The organism is Cytobacillus praedii (assembly GCF_001439605.1).
Taxonomy (GTDB): domain Bacteria; phylum Bacillota; class Bacilli; order Bacillales; family Cytobacillaceae; genus Cytobacillus; species Cytobacillus praedii.
The window spans coordinates 188,929-208,800 of sequence record NZ_LMBX01000002.1; the positions used below are offsets into that span (position 1 = coordinate 188,929).

The following is a 19,872-nucleotide window of genomic DNA, read 5'->3' on the forward strand; positions in this document are numbered from 1 at the left end:
CCTTTGCTTAGCCGTCTATTGTGATTTTTCCAAATAGGAGGGCATCATAATAGTTATCCTCTATAAAATAATGGTCTCTTAATCGTCCTTCTAACTCAAAATTGTTTCTTTCAAGTATCCTTGCAGAACCAATATTAGCATCGACAACATTTGCATAGATTTTGTGAAGATTCAGTGATTTGAAAGCAAAATCACTCATCAATGCTACACACTCTGTGCCAAATCCCTTCCCCCAATGATCTTTATGCAAAACATAACCAATTTCTGCTTTGTTTGCTTCATGGTCGAAATTAAAAATCATAGCTGTCCCTACAATGGCTTGGGTTGACTTTTGAACAATGGACGCATAAAAATGTGTTCCTTCCAACTCCCGCTTTAACATGACTTCAATATAACTCCGTGTTTCTTTTAATTCATTCATTAAATTCCAGCCAATAAATCGCGAAACATCTGCATCTGAAGCGTAGCTATGTACCTCTTGCACATCATCTGTACTTAATGCTTTAAAATAGATATTTTCCCCATTTAATGAATGAAATAAACGATGCTTCATTTGATCAGCTCCTTTAGAATATAACTTTGGATTATTTTCTTATTTATTATACATACTCCTGTCTGGTTATCGTTGAATTACTTCGTAAAACTGCTAAAATATTTTCTTACTAATAATTAAGAAGCCCGAGGATATCCCCGAGCTTCCATAAATACAATTGCTAAGCATTCATAATATATAAACACGCAGGGCTTTTAACCGAATAGTGCTGACTCGTAGTCTGTGGAATGCCATTGCTTCCAATCTTCATCACAACGATCGAATCAGAATGCTGATTCGCAACAAGGATATGCTTTCCATCTGGCACAATCCCGAAGTTTCTTGGCCACTCCCCATTGTTAATGAGTGTCCTAAGAGCTTCAATTCCCCATCATCTAAAATTTGATAGGCTGCTAAACTATTATGACCACGGTTGGAAACATATAAGTACGATTGACATGATGATATATGAATATCCGAGCAATAATTTAAGGTTTCAATGTGACTGGGGATTGTCTCTATCTCCTGAATTAGTTCAAATATTTCAAATCTTTCATCATAGGTATAAACAGAAATATTTGAATTATATTCATTTGCTACGTAGATAATTCTCCGTTCACCATGCAAAGTCAAATGTCTTGGACCCGATTCAGGGACGGCCACTATCTCATTGAGTAATTCAAGCTTGGAAGTCATATAGTCAAATTGATACAAATATATTCGGTTCATCCCCAAGTCGGTAATTAAATATTTATTTGTATTCGGGATATTTTTTATTTGATGGGGATGGGATGATTTCTTTAGCACTGTATCGGTATACCTTTTAAAATCTGAAAAGGGGGAAATAGATCCCTCCTGATTTAAAGGAAATACCGTTATACTTCCTCCCCCATAATTGGCGGTAAACAATAATTGATCATACGGATCAAGACTCACAAAGCATGGTGAGGAACCTACAGTTGGCTGACGATTGATTTCAGAAAGTTTTCCACTTCCTAATTCAATAGAAAAACTTACAATTTCTCCAGGATCTTCTTCACTAATAGAATAAAGTCGAGTTTTTTCCTTATTTACTGTTAAAAAAGATGGGTTCATAATTCCAGAAGTCGAACCTGTTTTTCTCAAGTTTCCAGACGTAGAATCAAATAAAAGTAATTGAATGGACTGATCATCTTTATTCCCATAAGATCCTACAAACACATAGTAATAACCATGATTATCCGTCATTCCTGCTATCTCCTTTTCCTAGTATAGAGGCAGAACATGAAAGAATACATTCGGGGATGCAATCCGATAATAGTAGCTGCACCAGCCTAAACCTGTAGAATTTTTTACACTTTCATTGAAATATAAACGTTCCTCTTCAAGTTCTTCAATGCAATCAATTTTCCCATCAATGAAATCGCATAGTCGTTTACATGCTGTTTCCATACGCTTTATTAATCCACCATAACGAATATCTAAAACTTCCCACCCAAAAGGTTTATTAATCCTAAACCATTGATCACGATGTGCCTTTCTTAATTCCTCAACTTCTTTCATTATATTCGGCAAATCTACTGCAGAAATCCCCTCTAAATCGATTAAATTTTTTTCATCATATGCCTTTTTTAATCTTAATCCAATATCTGCCTTAATGCTTAAAACTGCTGATAGTTTTTCCGGGACATCAAAAATAAAATCAAGAGAACAATTGGCATTTCTAATTTCCTTAAATTTATTTTCTAAATTTGAATAGTGGGATCTTAGATCCAGGCCTTCAATATGCCGATCGAATAACCCAAGGAAAACATCCTGCCATAATAGGAATTTAGAAGGGTTTGTTTGCACATTATTACCTGGTGAAACCCCTGGAATTTGATCTAGTTCATTCAAGTATAGAAAAGAATCTTCGCCTATTCCTGTACAATATTTCACACGGTCACGAAGTTTATCTTTTTCAAGCTCTCTGCAATAAGCATGTTCGGCATACATTTGTAATCCTAATAATGCCGTGAAACAATTATTTTCGAAGCCATCGTCTCCCCATAACGTGACAAAAACATCCTGAACCCCCTCTTTTTTGCATGCTTTTAAAGCAGCTTCAGTCGTTCTAAGTGATAATCCATAATTCGTTCCAAACGAATTCCAAACCCATATTCCCCCTGCAAACGCAGGTATTTTACCGAATGCCTTATGTTTCATAATCATCCGTTCATATTCGTCTTCATTCACATGTATATAATCCCAATACACAAGCTGCACATCTTCAGGCAGCTTTTTGACTAATTGCTCCGGGATGGCTGTGGACATATTGTAATGCTCTTCACCTGTTGAGGAAGCTAATTTAATAAACATATCGCTCCACATCATTGGTGATAGCCCATATTTTTTTACAATTGCAAGCACACGGGCAAGATGACTTGTCATCAAATCCAATCGATCTTTATAGCCGAATTTATTTAAATAGACTCCTCTTCCTAATTCCTCCGCTTCGTCCATACCAATATGAATCCGCTTTGTTCTAAATGGTTTTGAAACAGAAGAAATCATATGATCTATAAAAATATATGTTTCATCGCTTTCAACAAGCAGGACACCTCTTGTATCTTTAAGGTGAGAGGCCGCACTCCATTTTAAAAATTCTTCTAAATGGGCAAGTGTTTGTATACAAGGAATCAGCTCAATGCCATATTCATGTGCATAGTCGTCTAGCTTTTTCAGCTCTTCTTGTGTATACCTTCCCCGCATATAGCCAAAGTACGGCTCTTTCTTAATTTCATAAGTATCCTCCATATATAACAATGCTGAATTAAATCCCATTATGGCTAATTTTCTAATCATCCTTTGAAAACTAGGTAAATTCATCACTGCATTCCGTGACAGATCAAACATCGGCCCAATTGTAGAAAACTGCAATTCTTCTACTATATGAAAATCCGCCTGTTTTTTTTGAAAATTTTCGATAAATATTCCGAATGCTCGATAGAAACAAACCTTATCCCCATAGATGATTTGTCCACTTCCATTATCGAGGGAAACTTGTAACGACTTCCCCTCCCTCTGCTTGATTGTTAGGGGCACACCCTCTTTACCTAACGAAAATGCAAGCTCCTCTTGCAATGCCTGAATCCCTGATATAAGGGACGAAAAATCACCCTGCAAGTGTATTTTCATCAAAAATCACCCTCGCATAATAGCAGAAAGCTATTGTTCTAGAATTATCCTTTTACTGCTCCGGTTGTTGCCCCCTTTTCGAATGTCTTTTGGGCAAGTAAATAAACAATTAAGACTGGAATAACAGTCATTGCAATTGCGGCTGTCATCAACCCATAATCAGTCCCATATTGTGAGCTGACATTCGATAGCAGCACTACAATTGGGGCTACTTTCTCTTGAGATACAAGGACTAATGACGAAAAAAGATCGTTATAAGACCAAAGAAAAACAAATGTCCCAACAGTTGCAAAGGAAGGCAAAGAAATAGGCAGGAATACTTTAGTAAACATCTTCCAGCGGCTGCATCCATCCATAACCGAAGCTTCCTCCAGCTCCTTCGGAATTGTTGCCATATATGCACTAATAACCAGAATAGCAAAGGGGATATTCCCTGCCGTTTGCGGAATAATAAGTGCCCAATATGTGTTCACAAGGTCCATTTTGATCATCATTTTGTATACAGGTACAATCGTAGCGAATGCTGGGATGAGTAGACTCCCAATCAGAATCATTTGTAAAGTGCCTCTTAATCGAAATTGCATTCTCGCCATTGCGAACGCAGCAATTCCTCCAAATAGAAGGACAAAAAACACAACAGATCCTGACATAATTAGGCTATTTAAATAACTCTTCCCTATATTTACTGTATCAAATGCTTTTAAATAGTTTTGAAAGGTTGGATCTGTAGGAAAACTAAAAGTGTCCGTTATAATCTCCCTAGAATTTTTGAAGGAGTTTAACACAACCCACACTAAAGGGAAAATGGTGGTCATCGACCATAATGTTAAGCATAAGTAGATAAACAGTTTCCCATATTTCGATTTAGAAAAATATCTACTTTGGAACTTTTCCCAAAAAGTAAGCCGTTGCAGACCTTTTTCAGCCAAATGTATCACCTCTTTTCTACGATTAATAAGTTAATTTATCGTTTTTAATAAATTTATTTGTAATAAATGCTAATGTTAAGCCAATGACTACCATAAAAACAGCAAGGGTTGCCCCATAGCCCATGGCAGAATCCACAAATGCTTTTTGATACATGTAAGTGCCTAATACTTCCGACGACCTTGCGGGCCCACCTTTAGTGATAATATAGACGAGCTCAAAAATTTTCAATGCTCCAGTAATAGCTAAAACTAAACAGGTTTTTAGGTCACCAAGAATTAATGGAATGGTGATTTTCATCATTTTTTGAAACCCAGTAATCCCTTCAAGTGCTGCTGCATCATAATAGTCCTGCGGTATTTTCTGTATAGCTGTCAAAAAAATAACAAAATAAAACCCTACATAGTTCCATACTGTTGGGATTGCTACCATATATAACGAAGATTGTTCAGTTAGCCAAAGGACTCGTTCAAATCCTAAATTTATTAATATTTCATTTAATAATCCATTTCTGTAGTTATAAATAAGCGTAAATAGTAAACCGATTGCTGCCCCAGAAATAACAATTGGAAAGAAGAACGTAATTCGATAAAAAGCAGCACCCCGTTTAATAGAATTAACCATTATCGCTAGAACTAAGGCAATCCCCACCTGAAAAATGGCAACATAAAGCATTAGTTCAAAAGAATTAAGCGTCGAACCTCGAGCTATTTCATCGTTAAATAACCTTATATAGTTATCAAAACCGATGAAGGTTGAGTTGAAGAATCCGTCCGTCTTATAGAAGCTTAGTTTAATGTTTTCAAAAAAAGGGTAGTATAAAAAAATGCCCGAAATCAAGAATGCTGGTGTTAAAAAAAGAAAGATATAAAATTTATCACCCTTCATTGGATACTCCTTTTTACTTAATCTTTATCGTCCTATTTAACAGTTCATGATTCCCACCAGTGAATTCTTCCACTGGCGGGCCACCTATTCATACATATACTTTAATGTTTCCCTTACTGAACCGATGAAGACGTTTTCATTCTTGAACTACTCGAGTGCAGCAGCTTCTTTAAGAATTTGTTCGCCTGTCTTTGTTCCATTTACAATAGAAGGAACACTTTCGCGGATATACGTAAATGCTTCAGGCAATATACGGTCATTAATAGGAAGATCTACCGCAGGTGCATCTGCCACTAACTTATGACCAGCCGCAATGTACTCTGGGAGATCAGTTAATTTACCTTTTGCTGGAGGCTGGCCAGTAGCTGCAACAATTTCCAATAGAATTTCTTCTGATGTTAGATAATTAAATAAGTCAACCACTGCTTCCCGCTTACTTTCATCCTCATATGATTTCGTACTAATAAACCATCCTTGAGTAGATCCACCCACAATTTCCCCAGTCTGTCCGCCACTGCCATAAACAGGCATTGGAATAACTGTCACATTTTCTGCCATTCCCGCCTCTACCAGCTGCCCCCAGAACCATGAACCTTCAAAGATCATTGCCGCTTGTTCTTGTTTAAATAAATCCTGAACCATAGCAAGATCAAGTGTTGCTGCATCTGCAGGGAAAGCACCCATTTTTGCATGCTTCGCAATATTATCCAACCCTTCAGCCCATGTTGAATCTTGATCGGATAACTTCGCCTGGTAATGGTCAATTCCACCTGCTGCCAAAGCATAGTGTTCAACGACATAATAAGAGTCTACTGTTGACGCTGCTACAGGAATGATATCGGTTTTGGCAAATTGTTCGATTGCCAATTCATACTCCTCCCAAGTCGTTGGGATTTTTATGCTATGCTCTTCAAAAAGCTTTTTATTAACAAAAAGCCCCTCATAAAAGCCTGATTGCGGTGCAGCATAAATATTTCCATCTTTATTTCTCTGCTGTTCCAGCATTGAATTATATCCAGATAGATCTACCCCCTCCGCCTTTTCCAGGTTTACAACCTTCCCCGCATTTATAATTCCATCTGCATCTATTGTGTTAAAGAAAAACATTAGTTCAGGTTCATTATTGGAAGAGTAATCTGTATTAATCTTTGTACGAATAGTACCTGCATCTGCGGATTGTGAATCGTTTATTATTTTGATATGCTGGTTTTTCTCCATATAATCATCTAGGACCTTCTGAAATACTTCACCAGCTGGATCGGTTCCAGCCATCGTCGTGACAACCCGTAACTCTACATTTTCTTTTCCATTCTCCTCATTCGCTTCAGTTGCCGGTGGTTTTTTTTCAGTCTGTTCATTGCTGCTATTTTTGCTGCTGCATGCTGCTAGCAAAAATAGAGAGACTAACATGAGAAACAACATTAAACCAATTTTTTTACTTTTCATGAAGATTCCCCTTTATTTTTTTATTTGTAAACAGCCTGAAAAAAACAGCTGTCAATACCGACTTTATGTACAACAAAGATGACAGAAAATATATGAGTCTGGAATAGCAAAGGTGAAATGGAATGATTTTTTAATCTAAGGGAGATTGAAGAGCATGGTTGGTTTCATAATGTAGGAGAATAAATAGATTCAAATCTTAGAAGAATGACTTTCTGGTATTCATTAAGAGCAATAAATTGTTATTAAATTTATAACATTATAATGTTATAGACAATTATATCATCTTTTATGGTAAAATACATTATAATATTTAAATATTTAGAATAATACGAATTTACTTTTAGATAATTACACTAAAATTCGAAAGGGGTGGTTGTATGGATGAACGATATGTATTGCAAAATGCACAATTTGTTACAGGACATTCAGCAGATATAGTAATCGAAAACAAAAAAATTATAGAGATTACAAATGCCTGGAAAGGTGTGGGAGCCCTTAAAATTGATTGTTCTGGCCTCCATATTTCAAGCGGCTGGATCGATTTGCATGTCCATGCTTTCCATAAACTTGAACCTTATGGTGATCAAATTGAAGAAATCGGCATTAAGCAAGGTGTAACGACCATCGTAGATGCTGGCAGCTGCGGGTCGGATCGCATTGCTGAATTAAACGCTAATAAAGATTCCTTTAAAACGAATGTATTCGCATTTTTAAACATTTCACGAATTGGGCTGAGCAGAACGGATGAGCTATCTAACTTAGATTGGATAAATGAGGAAGGAATTATGAACTCTCTTCATCTTTTTCATGAATTCATAGTTGGTCTAAAGGTTCGAATAAGTAAAAGTGTCGTCGGTAAGAATGGCGTTGAGCCATTAAGAGTGGCACGAGACCTATCAAAAAAAACATCCATGCCGTTAATGGTACATATCGGCTCGAGTCCACCGCCAATAGATGAAGTAATCCCTCTCTTAGAAGGAAGTGACATATTAACACACTACCTCAATGATAAACCTAATAACCTATTTGATTCCGAAGGCAACCCATTACAAATATTTTTAGATGCCATTGATCGTGGAGTTCACCTAAATGTTGGCCACGGTACGGAAAGCTTTTCCTTTAAGGTGGCTGAGATGGCAAAGACACATAAGATTGGTTTACATACAATTAGTACGGATATTTATCGCAGCAATCGTTTGAATGGCCCTGTATTCAGCTTAGCAAACGTTCTTTCTAAGTTCTTGTATCTCGGGTATCCATTAGAGGAAATTATAAATGCTGTTACTATTAATGCAGCAAACTGGCTTAGAAAACCTCATCTCGGCCGAATAAAGATTGGAGATATTGCGAATCTAACACTATTTAAAGTTCAATCTTCCCAAATTACCCTTATTGATTCAGAAGGAGATATACGCGAAGCCAAAAAAGAAATCATCCCAAAAGGAGTAGTGATAAACGGTGAATTCCTTACATGCTAAATATGGTTTAAAGCACATTATTAATGCGAGCGGACGTATGAGCATCCTGGGTGTTTCAACCCCCTCTAATACTGTCATGGAAGCAGTAAAGCAGGGAGGTCAAATCTATGTAGAAATGGATGAATTCATAGAAAAGTCAGGAGAAATAATTGCTAAAACGCTTGGTTCAGAAGCAGCGGCGATCGTCAATTCTGCATCAAGCGGGATCGCTTTATCGATTGCAGCACTTGTAACGAAGGGAAACCGCCGTATGAGTGAACGACTCCACCAAGAGTCTAATCCCCTTAATGAAATCATTATGTTAAAGGGTCATAATGTACAATATGGAGCACCAGTTGAAACGATGATTTATTTAGGCGGAGGCCGTCTTGTTGAAGCTGGCTATGCCAATGAAGGACGCGCGGAACATATAGAAGATGCTATCACAAATAATACTGCAGGCATCCTTTATATTCAATCACATCATTCTGTTCAAAAAAATATGCTTACCTTAGAAGAAGCCTGGGAGATTGCTAAAAGAAACCGCATTCCCTTTATCGTTGATGCAGCTGCCGAAGAGGATATCCATAAATATATTCATTATTCTGACCTGGTTATATACAGTGGGTCAAAAGCACTCGAAGGTCCAACTTCGGGAATTGTTGCAGGCAAACGCAAGTATATTGATTGGTTACGAGTCCAATTTAGCGGGATTGGCAGAAGCATGAAGATAGGGAAAGAAAACCGTTTTGGACTTTTGCAAGCATTAGAAGAATATATGCTGAAGAAAAATACGAACGAGCTGGAAATAGACCGTTTGCATTCCTTACTACCGTTAAACGAAATAAATGGAATTAAGGTCTCTATAGTAGAAGATGAGTCTGGCCGAAAAATATACCGCGCAAGAATAAATATTGATCCGAACATTACAAAATTCACCGCTGAGGACATCACTTCCAAACTGCGAGAAGGCAATATTGCCATTTACACACGAGATTATGGAGCAAAACAAGGCTTTTTTGAAATCGATCCACGACCGCTAAAAGAGGACGATATCAAAATAATAAAGAAAAAACTGCTTCAAATATTAGGAGGAGTGTAGAATGACGATCATTGATAATCGATTTTATAAGGGACGTGTTACCTTAAATGTTTTAGCAAACAGCATTCAAAATGCAAAAAATATCTTTCAAGAAATGGATGGCCATGTTCTTATTGGGATGACGGCCTCTAATTTCCCCTCCGCAGAATCTGCAGCTAAAGTGATTGAAGAATATGGAAAGGAAATTGATCATGCCATTTCAATTGGTTTAGGCAATGGAGATAATCGACAAGCAAAAGTAGTAGCGACTATCGCTAAACTTTACCCTGTTACTCATATTAATCAGGTTTTTCCTTATGTAGGGATTACACGAGCTAATCTTGAGGAAAAAAATAGCTGGATTAACAGTTTAGTTTCCCCAACGGGCAAGGCGGGTTTTGTTAATATTTCGACCGGTCCCATTAGCAGTACGAATAAAGAAAAAGCTATTGTACCAATTAAAGCAGCCATCTCGCTCGTACGTGATATGGGCGGGAATGCATTGAAGTATTTCCCTATGGATGGGCTAAGCTGTGAAGAAGAGTTTCGAATGGTCGCACAAGCATGTGGCGAAGAAGGGTTTTCATTAGAACCAACAGGTGGATTAAATAAAGAAAATTTCGAATCCATTCTGCGGATTGCTTTAGAGGCAAATGTAAGACAGGTGATTCCACATGTGTATTCCTCTATTATTAATAGAGAGTCAGGTGAAACGAATTTAGATGATATTCGCGAATTATATAAGATTATGAAGAGATTGGTAGAAGAATATGAATAAAAAGTTTGCTGCGTTTGGTGAGGTTATGATGCGTTTAGAGGTGCCTAACCATGAACTTTTGGCTCAGGCAAACACGTTAAACTATTCCTTCTCAGGTACCGGGACAAATATCACTGCAGCTCTTGCTCGGCTTGGCTATTCTAGCTATCTCGTTTCCACATTGCCGAATAATCCAATTGGAGATGCAGCGATATCGTATATTCATAAACTAGGAATCTCTTCTCAATTCATTAATCGTGCTGGAAATTACATAGGCATGTATTTTTTGGAGAATGGTTTTGGCTGGAGGCCAAGTCGAGTAACCTATTCTAATCGACGTGAAAGCAGCTTTAATACAGCAGCTGATGAATTATATGAATTTGGCCATATAGCCAAAATAATGGACATTGTTCATTTTTGCGGGATTACACTTGCAATGAACGATTCTGTTCGTAAACAAATGATCACTTTTGCTAGTCATGTGAAAAGGAACGGTGGAACAGTTGTCTTTGACTGCAACTATCGCCCAGCACTTTGGGGTGAAAATGGCTATAAAGATGCAAAATCACATTATGAAGAAATACTGCATTTAGCTGATGTCGTCATGATGAATGAAAAAGACGCTATGTTTATTTTAGATATGAAGACAGAGAAAATAAAACGAGAAGATCAATTGACTGAACTTATCCCTAATATATACAATAAATACAATATTCCCTTAATTGCTGGAACACAGCGCACAATTAAACAAGATCATACACATTCGATTCGCGGATTTGTGTATAAAAATAATACGATGACATTTTCAAACACACACACTTTCCCTGTTCTGGACAGGATTGGTTCAGGTGATGCCTTCACAAGTGGCATTATTTATGGCATCTGTGAAGGGTTTTCAATCGAAAAGACTGTAGACTTTGCAACTGCTGCCTGTATGTTAGCACATACAATAAAAGGTGATACACCGATGTCAACAAAAATGGACATTATCAAAGCTATGACATATGCTGCAAGCGACGTTGAAAGGTAGTGAAAATTATGAATATATCACGAAAAAAAGGACCTTTATACTTACAAATAAAGCAGATATTAAAAGATAGAATTTTGCATGGCGTTTACCAAATCCACTCGAATTTACCAGCAGAGCCACAATTAGAGAAGGAATTTCAGGTTAGTAAAATCACCGTCCGTAAAGCAATACAGGAGCTTGTTCAAGAAGGTTACCTTGAAGCTAAAAGCGGCATAGGTACAAAAGTTATTCGGAATACTGCTTCTTCAATGCTTTCAAAGGGAAAGCTATTTACAGAGTATCTTATAGAAGAAGGACATCAAATTCAAAAAAAACTACTGCAAATAGAGATTTTACAAAACGAAGAAAACACTAAGAAATATGAATTACTCGGAAAATACTGTACGTGTATTAAACGTGTTTACTATCTTAATAATCAGCCTTATATTCATTTTACTCATTATATTTCTCCAAAGATTACCAATATTAATCATTCAAATTTAGAGGATCGCTCTTTATATGAGCTTATTGAGAAACAAGATTATTTGTTAGAGAGATTTCAAGACTTCTTTTCAGTCTCTGCAGCTCCCTCTCATGTAATGAAAACACTCGGCCTGAAAACAGAAACTTCTTTGCTTAAACGAATCCGCTACTCATTTGATGTAATGAACAATCTGATTGAATATAGTGTAGGCTATTACAACACTGAATTGCAGGAATATGTGTTAAATTATGAAAAATAACTCCACCAAACAAGTTGCTTCCTGCTTTATATATTTTAAGCTTCAATCAAAAACCATTAGAAAAGGCTCGCATACTTGCGAGCTTTTTCATTACGTTGCGTTTAAAAAATTGAAGTAACTGAAAGTAAACATGTTAAGATTTACTTTTTTTGAAAGCTACATCCTTTCACTGTCCTGCCCATCAATATTCTTTCCAAAGCTATCAAGCAATGCACGCACTTCATCTGTTGATTTCGTGTTCATCAATTGATTTCTTAATTCAGCAGCTCCAGGAAATCCTTTGACATAAATTTTGAAAAAGCGATGAAGCCCTGTAATTGAACGTGGAAGTTCTTCCGCATATTGATCTTGAAGGTCAAGCTGCAGTCTTAAAAGATCAAGGTGTTCTTTACTGCTATGCTCTCTTGGCTCTTTTTCAAAAGCAAACGGATTTTTAAAGATCCCCCGTCCGATCATAACGCCATCAATCCCGTATTTTTCAGCAAGTTCCATCCCTGTTTGACGGTCAGGAATGTCTCCATTAATTGTTAGTAGCGTATTTGGTGCAATACGGTCACGTAATTTTTTGATTTCCGGTATTAACTCCCAATGCGCATCTACTTGGCTCATTTCCTCTCTTGTACGTAAATGAATAGAAAGGTTCGCAATATCCTGTTTTAAAATATGCGTAAGCCAATCCTCCCATTCCTGAACCTCTTTATAGCCCAGGCGTGTTTTCACGCTGACTGGCAGTCCGCCCGCTTTTGCTGCTTGAATAAGCTCTGCAGCAACGTCTGGACGCAGAATAAGGCCACTGCCTTTTCCTCGCGATGCCACATTCGGTACAGGGCAGCCCATATTAATATCGATGCCTTTAAATCCTAGCTCTGCCATGCCAATACTCATTTGACGGAAATATTCGGGGTTATCTCCCCAAATATGTGCCACCATTGGCTGTTCATCTTCTGTAAAAGTCAAACGGCCACGCACACTTTTCATGCCTTCTGGGTGACAATAGCTATCAGAATTTGTAAACTCTGTAAAAAACACATCCGGTCGACCAGCTGCACTGACTACATGACGAAAAACCAAATCTGTGACATCTTCCATTGGTGCAAGTACAAAAAATGGCCGTGGTAAATCGCGCCAAAAATTATCTATCATTTTAAACTCAAATCCTCTCACTATGAATGCAACTCAAACTCTCTGTAAAATCACATGTTCCACTACTTTTATACTTATATCATGCTTACCAACTTATTTTCAAACACAAGAACATTTTAACATGTATAATTTTGATAAAATCGGTGTTGGCTACCAATTAAATTCTCTGATTTTACACATTCAAAATAGCAAGATTTCCATAAATATTAATACTTTATATTTATCATCCCGTCAGAAATTTTCATCATCTCATTTAGCAAAACATATCCATCATAAAAAAAGATGTTTAAAAAGAAAATTCCTTTTAAACATCTCACTGCTGTTATATTCTAAATTCCATCTCTTCGTCCGCAATAAAGAATCCTTTTGCTTCAATTTGTTTTCTTAATAGTCCATCTTTATGCAGTACTGGGTTTGAATGATTAAGATGTGTAAAATAAATGTTAGTTTCCTCTACTAAATCCTGAAGCAACTCCATTGTCTCTGTTATTAGCGGGTGGGGAATCTGCTGAAAATCACGCCCTATGTTTGCTATTTCTTTTTGAGAATAAAACGTTCCATCAAGAAAACAAATGTCCGCATCTTTAGCCGCCTCCCGAATATCAACTTCCCATGCATTCCAGCGATCAATATCAGGAATAAATAAAACCTTTTTATTCGGCCCTATTATCCAAAAAGCAAAAGCCTCAGAAAACTCATTCCGATGCGGAACAAGTACTGGAGTTACTGTTACTTCTGCAGAAACACTAACCGATTGTCCGTCTTTGATTTCTTGAACAACGATGTTTTCAAGTGCAGTCAACTGGCTCCATGGAGCATCATTTTCAAGCAGCTTTTTCATTTTTGCCCCTGCAATTACTGGTATTTGACGAGAATTAACCGCTTCTTTTCCTAAGAACATCAAACCTGGATAATGACCGATATGTGCATGCGATAGAAAAATACTGCTCATGAGCTGAAATTCCATTCCATATCTCATTTGCAACCGCGCCATTTGTTCTCGAAGATCAGGAGTTGCTTCAATTAGATGCCATTTATTCTCTTCTGGTAATATAATTGCCAAGGATGCAGCAGTTCTTTTAAATTTCGCATCCGCTATTGCCCTCTTACAATTTTCACAAAAACAATTCGCTTGCGGCAAACCGCCATCTTGTGCAGTTCCAGCCACACTTAATATAACCTCACTCACTATACAACTTTCCTTTCTTCATGTGCCGGTTCCCTCTCTTGGCTGTAATCCTTTCTGGTAATCGTCCATCCTGTGAAACCAAACAGCAGATTTATTAATGGAACAATATAAATAAAAAATGCATATGGGATAAACTCCCACGCACTGACTCCCAAAATGCCCGATGCGAATACAGCAGGAACACTCCAAGGGATAAGATTAATTCCGACAGTCCCCATTGACTCTACTGTTCTAGAAAGATTTTTCGTATCAATATTCATATTTTTATACTTTTGAACAAAGGTTCTCGCGGGCAGTATAACTGCCAAAAACTGAGCACCGCTTGCTAGTGCAACAACAAATGTTGATACAAGTGTTGCACTGATAAGTGATCCAGCAGTTTTCACTTTCTTCATCATTTTACCTGTTAAAACTTCAAAAGTTCCCGTTTCTTCTAATATACCGCCTAGAGCAGTAGCGATCATTAGCATTCCAATGGTTCCAAGCATTGAAGAGAGTCCCCCGCGATTTAGTAATGAATCAATCTCACCAACTCCGGAGGTAATTATAAAACCACTCGTCATAAATTGAACGATTGAACTTACCGAGATGCCCTGAACCACAACAGCTATTACCGCACCTAATAAGCCTACAATCATTAATGCCGGCAATGCAGGAACACGCTTGAGCATCAAAAAGATAGTTAAAATTGGCAATAACAATAGAAGTGGATGAATAACAAAAGCATCCTTTAAGCCTGACATAATTAAATCAATGGCTTCAGAACCGATTCTGCTTGTACTGTTAGCTGCTTCAAAACTGCCAAAAACCCAGAATAAGATAAGCGATAATAAAAATGCGGGAATCGTGTCCCAAAGCATATGTCTAATGTGACTAAATAAATCTGTATCAACAAGTGCCGCAGCGACATTGGTTGTATCTGATAATGGAGAAAGCTTATCCCCTAAATACGCACCTGATATGACTGCACCTGCAACTAGAGCCGGCGGAAATCCTAAACTCTCACCAATTGCCATGAATGCTAGTCCTACAGTTGCGATGGAAGTAAAGGAAGTTCCAAGAGTAATAGAAACAATGCCGGTAATAAGAGCGACGATTGGAACAAACCAGGAAGGATTTAGTATTGATATCCCATAATAAATCATAGTTGGAATAACACCACTTGCAATCCAAGACCCAATAATCGTACCGATTACCAATAATATAAACACAGCTGGTAACGCCCTTGTTACTCCATTTACCATCATCTGCTGTACATCACCCCAGCTCCATCCGCAGCTAATGGCGACAACAGAAGCTAAAATCACCGCAATTATTAATGGAAAGTTCATTCCTGCTTTCCATATAAAAATAGAACAAGCTGCAGCAATAATTAAACCAAACAATGGAATAATTGATTTCCAAATTGTAAGATTTGTCTTCACTTTTTTCCCCACCAATCATATAAAATCAACATATTTTTTTCTTTAGCATCATAAACACTTTATCACTTTAAAGCTTTTTAGCTTTTAAGCTTTTAAGTGTGATATTGAATTATCTTAAGTTATTTTAATTAATTAGTCAAATGGTCGAATGATCATGGTGTGGAATTATGATTATACGAAAAAGTTTAATAATTACATGGAGATAGTTTCTCATAACTATTTTCGTTCCTACTTCCACGTGAGTTTAGAAGTGATCTTATAAGTAGTCATTACATCATCAAGTATTCCCTATGCCTGGCAGACAATAAAAAAAAGCCTCTCTGAAATATTCAGATTGCTCTTCTTCATTATCTTGAGTCTTCAATTACTTGGCAGAATTGTATTATGTTTGTCAACTACCTATTTTAAACTTATCTTCTAGTAGGCACAGTATCTTAAATATCTACAAATTAGATATTTAAAAAACCATACTGATAAGATAAAAACACACTCACAAAAATCCAATCATGTCTATCGTTGGTCATTTCATGATAATGTGTTCGGTCGGTTTCTCCAGTAAATCCTTTCGATTCCATAGCAGGAGCTACCCGCTCTGCTTTCCGAATTGCATTAGCTAAAAGTGGAATGGCATAGCGCAGAAAATGGTTTATTATGGCTTTACATCTTTTGTGCAGTTAAAAAAAACATTTTCTTTTTCACCTCACTCCAACCCGCATTCCACCGTTCGCTGTTAAAATAAAGCCTTTCCTTTTCCCCTACTTTTTGCCCATTTTTTCTAAAAAACATCTCGTTTTTTCGGGCATTTTTCACGCTTTTTTCACGTTTTTGATCGAGTTAAAAAAGACTTTTTCACTAATGCTTTTTTTACGATTGTTGATATGTCGGGGATAACAGGCTTTTTTCTCACACTTTTTGGACAAACTTTATTCCAACTGTGGATGAATTGTGGAAAAGTTTGTTTTATCTGAAAAATGTTTATTATTTAGTTACACTTTGTACCTTAATAAAAATACCTACCTATTTTACCCCACCCAAACCCGCATTCCTACGTTTTTCAGTTAGAATAAAGTCTACTTAAATCCCGCTTTTCCCCACTTTTTCTTCTCATTTTTTCACTTTTTTCCGCTCTTTTTTCACGCTTTTTCCCACGTTTTTTCTCGAATTTGAATAAAGTTTTCCGAGTCCATAAAAAGAAAAAAGGCTTATCCCGTAAGGGATAGCCCTGTCTTTTTCACGCTTTTTTACGAAATCTTTTTTCTCGCTCGGCGGTGAAATCGGAAATGTTTATTGTGACTTAGGTAAGAATTATTGGTTAGTTACAACTTTTGTTCAGGAATATTAATGTCATGCTACTCCATCCCGCTCCAACCCGTATTCCTACACGCCCTAATTTCTTCCATTTAAAATAGAGTTCTGCACGAATCAATCATTTTCTCGATTTTATTCTCACTTTTTTCTGCCACAACTTTATTATTTATGATAATAAAGTCGTAGGACAGGGAACAGGATTTAAGGTCAAATGAAAGGAATTTTGTCCTGCTTTTTTTCATGCCTTTGGGGTTCTGACGAACCCCTCTCTCTTTCATTCAAACATTGATAGGACAAGGATTTCCCTACTTATCCTCTCACTTTTCCCCTGAATTAAAAAGGATGGGCTTCCTGCTCCCACCTTCTTTATTTTTCCTTTTGTTCCTGCATTTACCCACACGTTTTCCACATGCATATCAGAACTTTGTTTTGATTATGACAGGAGTTTGTTTTAGATGTCAGGAGTTTATTTTTGGTTTACAACTTTAAAATGAGTTGTGTTACACACTCCACATGGCTCGTCTGCGGAAACATATCCACAGGCTGCATCATCTCTACTTTATAGCTCCTGTTCAATACACTAATATCCTTCGCCAATGTTGATGGGTTGCAGGATACATATACAACCTTCTTCGGCTTTACCTTCAATATTGTTTTCAATAGCTGCTCATCCAGGCCGGTTCTAGGCGGATCAACGATGATCACATCTGGCTTCCAGCCCTCTTTGACCCATTTCGGCAGTAAGATTTCTGCTTTGCCAGTAACATACTTCGCATGCTTGATTCCGTGGCGTGCCGCATTTTTCTTAGCATCTTCAATCGATTCAGGAATAATATCCATTCCCCTAATTTCAGCTGCACCATCTGCAACCCACAGACCGATTGTTCCAACCCCGCAATAGGCATCTGCCACTTTTTCTGTTCCTGTGAGTGAGGCAGCTTTTTTCACTTCATTATATAGCTTTACCGTCTGTTCTGGATTCAATTGGAAGAATGTTCGTGCTGAAAGTTCGAATTGAAGGTCGCCTAGCGTCTCTTGAATGAAGTCGCTTCCTTCAAGATTGACGGTTTCGTCTCCAAAGATTAGAGAGGTTTTCTGTCCATTGATATTTTGAATGATTGATTTAACTTCAGGCAGTCTCTTTTTTATTTCTTGTATGATAAGTTCTCTTTTTGGCAGTTCTTTTTTCGTTGTAATTAGAACAATTTGAAGCTCTCCTGTTTGAATCCCTACTCTTGCAACAATTGTCCGAATAAGTCCTTTTTTTGATTTCTCATTATAGATTGGAATCTTAAGGTCCTGAAGAATTCGTTTGACCGTTTTCGTTGCTTTATTTGTTTGCGGGTGCTGAACGGCACATTGTTCAATATTGATTAGCCGGTGGGAATTCATCCCGTATAAGCCAGCTAGGACTTTTCCATCTCTGAATCCAACCTGGAATTGGCTTTTATTACGATAACTCCAAGGATCCTCCATGCCAATCGTTTCTTTAATCTCTAACTTGGAAGGGTCTAGCTTTGTATGTCTTTCTAATGCCTGAATGACGATATCTCGTTTTTCTTTAAGCTGCTGGTCGTAGCGAAGATGCTGAAGCTGACAGCCTCCACACTCTTCATAGATTGGACATGGCGGCTTGACGCGGAACTCTGATTGCTTGCGAATCTTTTTTATCTTCGCCTCTGAAAACTTTGGATGAACCTTTGTCGCTTCCACAACAACCTCTTCACCAGGGAGCGCTCCAGGTACGAAAACAACCTGTTTTTTAAAATAGCCGACGCCCTCGCCATTAATTCCAAGCCTTTTAATGGTCAGCGGAAATGTTTGATTGAGTTTCAATTTATTTGATTGCTCTTCTTTCATGTTGCTTAATCACTCCATATTATTCAATGCTTCTCCATAAATAAAGAGAGGCATAACTTAAGTAAGGGTCCCAACTCTTTGAAAATGACTCCATTTCCTGCAGGGTTGGTTTTGCTTCTAATTGATATTGCTTTTTTAACGCATTTTGTATGCCGATGTCAGCCATCGGAAATAGATTCTGTCTGCCAAAACCGAACATCAGAAAGTTCTGTACAGTCCACGGCCCAACACCGCGCAGTTTAATTAATTGATTAAATACTTCTTGGTCAGATTTATTTTTCAATTCCTCTAAATTAAGATTTCCTGAGGCAATTTCCTTGGCAATACCAATGACATATTCTGCTTTTCGCCCACTAAATTGCAACTCACGCAGATCTTCAACCTGTAATTCCGCCACTGTCTCAGGAAGCGGATAGAACCAAACTCCGTCCTTCTCAAATCCAAATGTCTTTACAAATCTCTCAGTTAAAGTATGGGCAAAGGATAGATTTAGCTGCTGATGAATAATGCATTTCTGTAAGCAGTTATATGGATCGAAATCGAGAACGATCGGTGTCCCGTAATGCTGATCAAATATTCCTTTAAGATCCGTATTTTGAAAATGCTGATGGATAGTTTCTAACGGTGTATTCCATTGAAAAATCTCTCCAAGTCTTTTAGCAGCTTTATCCTGGAACGATTCTTCTATTCCTGTAATAACAAATTCAGGTGCTTTAGTTGAACCAGTCGCTTTCACTTTTGCAACAATTGGTTCATTTCCAATCATTAAAGGAACAAATACACATCTATTTTCTGCATCAACCTGATTAAGCGGGTCAAGTGAGAGTCTGTCGAGTACGAGGTCAAAATTATAAGGTCCATCAATTTTTATTGTTTCCAATCATGATCCGTCCTTTGACATTTTCTCGTATTATACCATTTTTCACTGTTCACGTCTTTTTAAGCAGGAATA

16 protein-coding genes and 1 pseudogene are annotated in these 19,872 nt (G+C 37.4%); 5 read left to right on the forward strand and 12 right to left on the reverse strand.

What is annotated here, in order from left to right:
* Positions 1 to 7: 7 nt before the first annotated feature.
* From ASU02_RS02845 to ASU02_RS02870, 6 genes and pseudogenes are all read right to left on the reverse strand, one after another.
* Complete coding sequence (locus ASU02_RS02845; protein ID WP_057760779.1) at positions 8 to 553, reverse strand: GNAT family N-acetyltransferase; 546 nt, start codon at positions 551 to 553, stop codon at positions 8 to 10.
* Between the two features lie 160 nt (positions 554 to 713).
* Positions 714 to 1,759, reverse strand: a pseudogene (locus ASU02_RS02850) (lactonase family protein).
* 18 nt (positions 1,760 to 1,777) lie between these two features.
* Complete coding sequence (locus ASU02_RS02855) at positions 1,778 to 3,688, reverse strand: beta-N-acetylhexosaminidase (protein WP_057760784.1); 1,911 nt, start codon at positions 3,686 to 3,688, stop codon at positions 1,778 to 1,780.
* 44 nt (positions 3,689 to 3,732) lie between these two features.
* The gene (locus ASU02_RS02860; RefSeq protein ID WP_082631676.1) at positions 3,733 to 4,617 is read right to left on the reverse strand and encodes a carbohydrate ABC transporter permease; all 885 of its coding nucleotides are present in this window, start codon (positions 4,615 to 4,617) and stop codon (positions 3,733 to 3,735) included.
* Positions 4,618 to 4,639: 22 nt separating this feature from the next.
* A complete protein-coding gene (locus ASU02_RS02865; RefSeq protein ID WP_057760786.1) occupies positions 4,640 to 5,503 on the reverse strand; it encodes a carbohydrate ABC transporter permease in 864 nt (287 codons plus the stop codon).
* Between the two features lie 147 nt (positions 5,504 to 5,650).
* The gene (locus ASU02_RS02870) at positions 5,651 to 6,949 is read right to left on the reverse strand and encodes an ABC transporter substrate-binding protein (RefSeq protein WP_057760789.1); all 1,299 of its coding nucleotides are present in this window, start codon (positions 6,947 to 6,949) and stop codon (positions 5,651 to 5,653) included.
* A gap of 377 nt (positions 6,950 to 7,326) precedes the next feature.
* On the opposite strand from ASU02_RS02870, the gene ASU02_RS02875 reads away from it, so the two are divergent.
* From ASU02_RS02875 to ASU02_RS02895, 5 genes are read left to right on the forward strand one after another with little or no spacing between them, the layout of a single operon-like run.
* Entirely contained in the window at positions 7,327 to 8,427 is a 1,101-nt protein-coding gene (locus tag ASU02_RS02875; RefSeq protein ID WP_057760790.1) for an amidohydrolase/deacetylase family metallohydrolase, read from the forward strand.
* A 37-nt stretch (positions 8,428 to 8,464) separates the two neighbouring features.
* Positions 8,465 to 9,508 (forward strand): DgaE family pyridoxal phosphate-dependent ammonia lyase, encoded by a 1,044-nt coding sequence (locus tag ASU02_RS02880; protein ID WP_057761110.1) that lies wholly within the window; start codon positions 8,465 to 8,467, stop codon positions 9,506 to 9,508.
* A gap of 1 nt (position 9,509) precedes the next feature.
* Complete coding sequence (gene dagF, locus ASU02_RS02885; RefSeq protein WP_057760793.1) at positions 9,510 to 10,265, forward strand: 2-dehydro-3-deoxy-phosphogluconate aldolase; 756 nt, start codon at positions 9,510 to 9,512, stop codon at positions 10,263 to 10,265.
* The gene (locus tag ASU02_RS02890; RefSeq protein ID WP_057760796.1) at positions 10,258 to 11,274 is read left to right on the forward strand and encodes a sugar kinase; all 1,017 of its coding nucleotides are present in this window, start codon (positions 10,258 to 10,260) and stop codon (positions 11,272 to 11,274) included. Before dagF ends, ASU02_RS02890 begins: the two co-directional genes overlap by 8 nt.
* An 8-nt stretch (positions 11,275 to 11,282) precedes the next feature.
* Entirely contained in the window at positions 11,283 to 11,996 is a 714-nt protein-coding gene (locus ASU02_RS02895; protein WP_057760798.1) for a GntR family transcriptional regulator, read from the forward strand.
* A gap of 156 nt (positions 11,997 to 12,152) precedes the next feature.
* Here the strand turns inward: ASU02_RS02895 and ASU02_RS02900 are convergent, their stop codons facing one another.
* The 6 genes from ASU02_RS02900 to ASU02_RS02920 all read right to left on the reverse strand — a co-directional run bounded on the left by ASU02_RS02900 (position 12,153) and on the right by ASU02_RS02920 (position 19,800).
* On the reverse strand, positions 12,153 to 13,139 hold the full coding sequence (locus tag ASU02_RS02900) for a tRNA dihydrouridine synthase (protein ID WP_057760800.1): 987 nt from the start codon (positions 13,137 to 13,139) through the stop codon (positions 12,153 to 12,155).
* Positions 13,140 to 13,461: 322 nt separating this feature from the next.
* Entirely contained in the window at positions 13,462 to 14,328 is an 867-nt protein-coding gene (locus tag ASU02_RS02905) for an MBL fold metallo-hydrolase (protein WP_057760801.1), read from the reverse strand.
* A complete protein-coding gene (gene nhaC / locus ASU02_RS02910) occupies positions 14,328 to 15,752 on the reverse strand; it encodes a Na+/H+ antiporter NhaC (RefSeq protein WP_057760803.1) in 1,425 nt (474 codons plus the stop codon). The genes ASU02_RS02905 and nhaC overlap by 1 nt, the downstream gene beginning before the upstream one ends.
* A gap of 449 nt (positions 15,753 to 16,201) precedes the next feature.
* Entirely contained in the window at positions 16,202 to 16,426 is a 225-nt protein-coding gene (locus ASU02_RS25650; RefSeq protein WP_082631677.1) for an energy-coupling factor transporter transmembrane component T, read from the reverse strand.
* A 1,111-nt stretch (positions 16,427 to 17,537) separates the two neighbouring features.
* Positions 17,538 to 18,920, reverse strand: coding sequence for a 23S rRNA (uracil(1939)-C(5))-methyltransferase RlmD (rlmD, locus tag ASU02_RS02915; RefSeq protein WP_057760805.1), 1,383 nt, complete (start codon positions 18,918 to 18,920; stop codon positions 17,538 to 17,540).
* A 19-nt stretch (positions 18,921 to 18,939) separates the two neighbouring features.
* Positions 18,940 to 19,800, reverse strand: coding sequence for a DNA-3-methyladenine glycosylase family protein (locus ASU02_RS02920; RefSeq protein WP_057760807.1), 861 nt, complete (start codon positions 19,798 to 19,800; stop codon positions 18,940 to 18,942).
* Between the last annotated feature and the right edge of the window lie 72 nt (positions 19,801 to 19,872).

Coding starts and splice junctions, on each gene's coding strand:
- ASU02_RS02845 (WP_057760779.1), bottom strand. CDS start 553: ATGAAGCATCGTTTATTTCATTCATTAAATGGGGAAAATATCTATTTT.
- ASU02_RS02855 (WP_057760784.1), bottom strand. CDS start 3,688: ATGAAAATACACTTGCAGGGTGATTTTTCGTCCCTTATATCAGGGATT.
- ASU02_RS02865 (WP_057760786.1), bottom strand. CDS start 5,503: ATGAAGGGTGATAAATTTTATATCTTTCTTTTTTTAACACCAGCATTC.
- ASU02_RS02870 (WP_057760789.1), bottom strand. CDS start 6,949: ATGAAAAGTAAAAAAATTGGTTTAATGTTGTTTCTCATGTTAGTCTCT.
- ASU02_RS02875 (WP_057760790.1), top strand. CDS start 7,327: ATGGATGAACGATATGTATTGCAAAATGCACAATTTGTTACAGGACAT.
- ASU02_RS02880 (WP_057761110.1), top strand. CDS start 8,465: ATGAGCATCCTGGGTGTTTCAACCCCCTCTAATACTGTCATGGAAGCA.
- dagF (WP_057760793.1), top strand. CDS start 9,510: ATGACGATCATTGATAATCGATTTTATAAGGGACGTGTTACCTTAAAT.
- ASU02_RS02890 (WP_057760796.1), top strand. CDS start 10,258: ATGAATAAAAAGTTTGCTGCGTTTGGTGAGGTTATGATGCGTTTAGAG.
- ASU02_RS02895 (WP_057760798.1), top strand. CDS start 11,283: ATGAATATATCACGAAAAAAAGGACCTTTATACTTACAAATAAAGCAG.
- ASU02_RS02900 (WP_057760800.1), bottom strand. CDS start 13,139: ATGATAGATAATTTTTGGCGCGATTTACCACGGCCATTTTTTGTACTT.
- rlmD (WP_057760805.1), bottom strand. CDS start 18,920: ATGAAAGAAGAGCAATCAAATAAATTGAAACTCAATCAAACATTTCCG.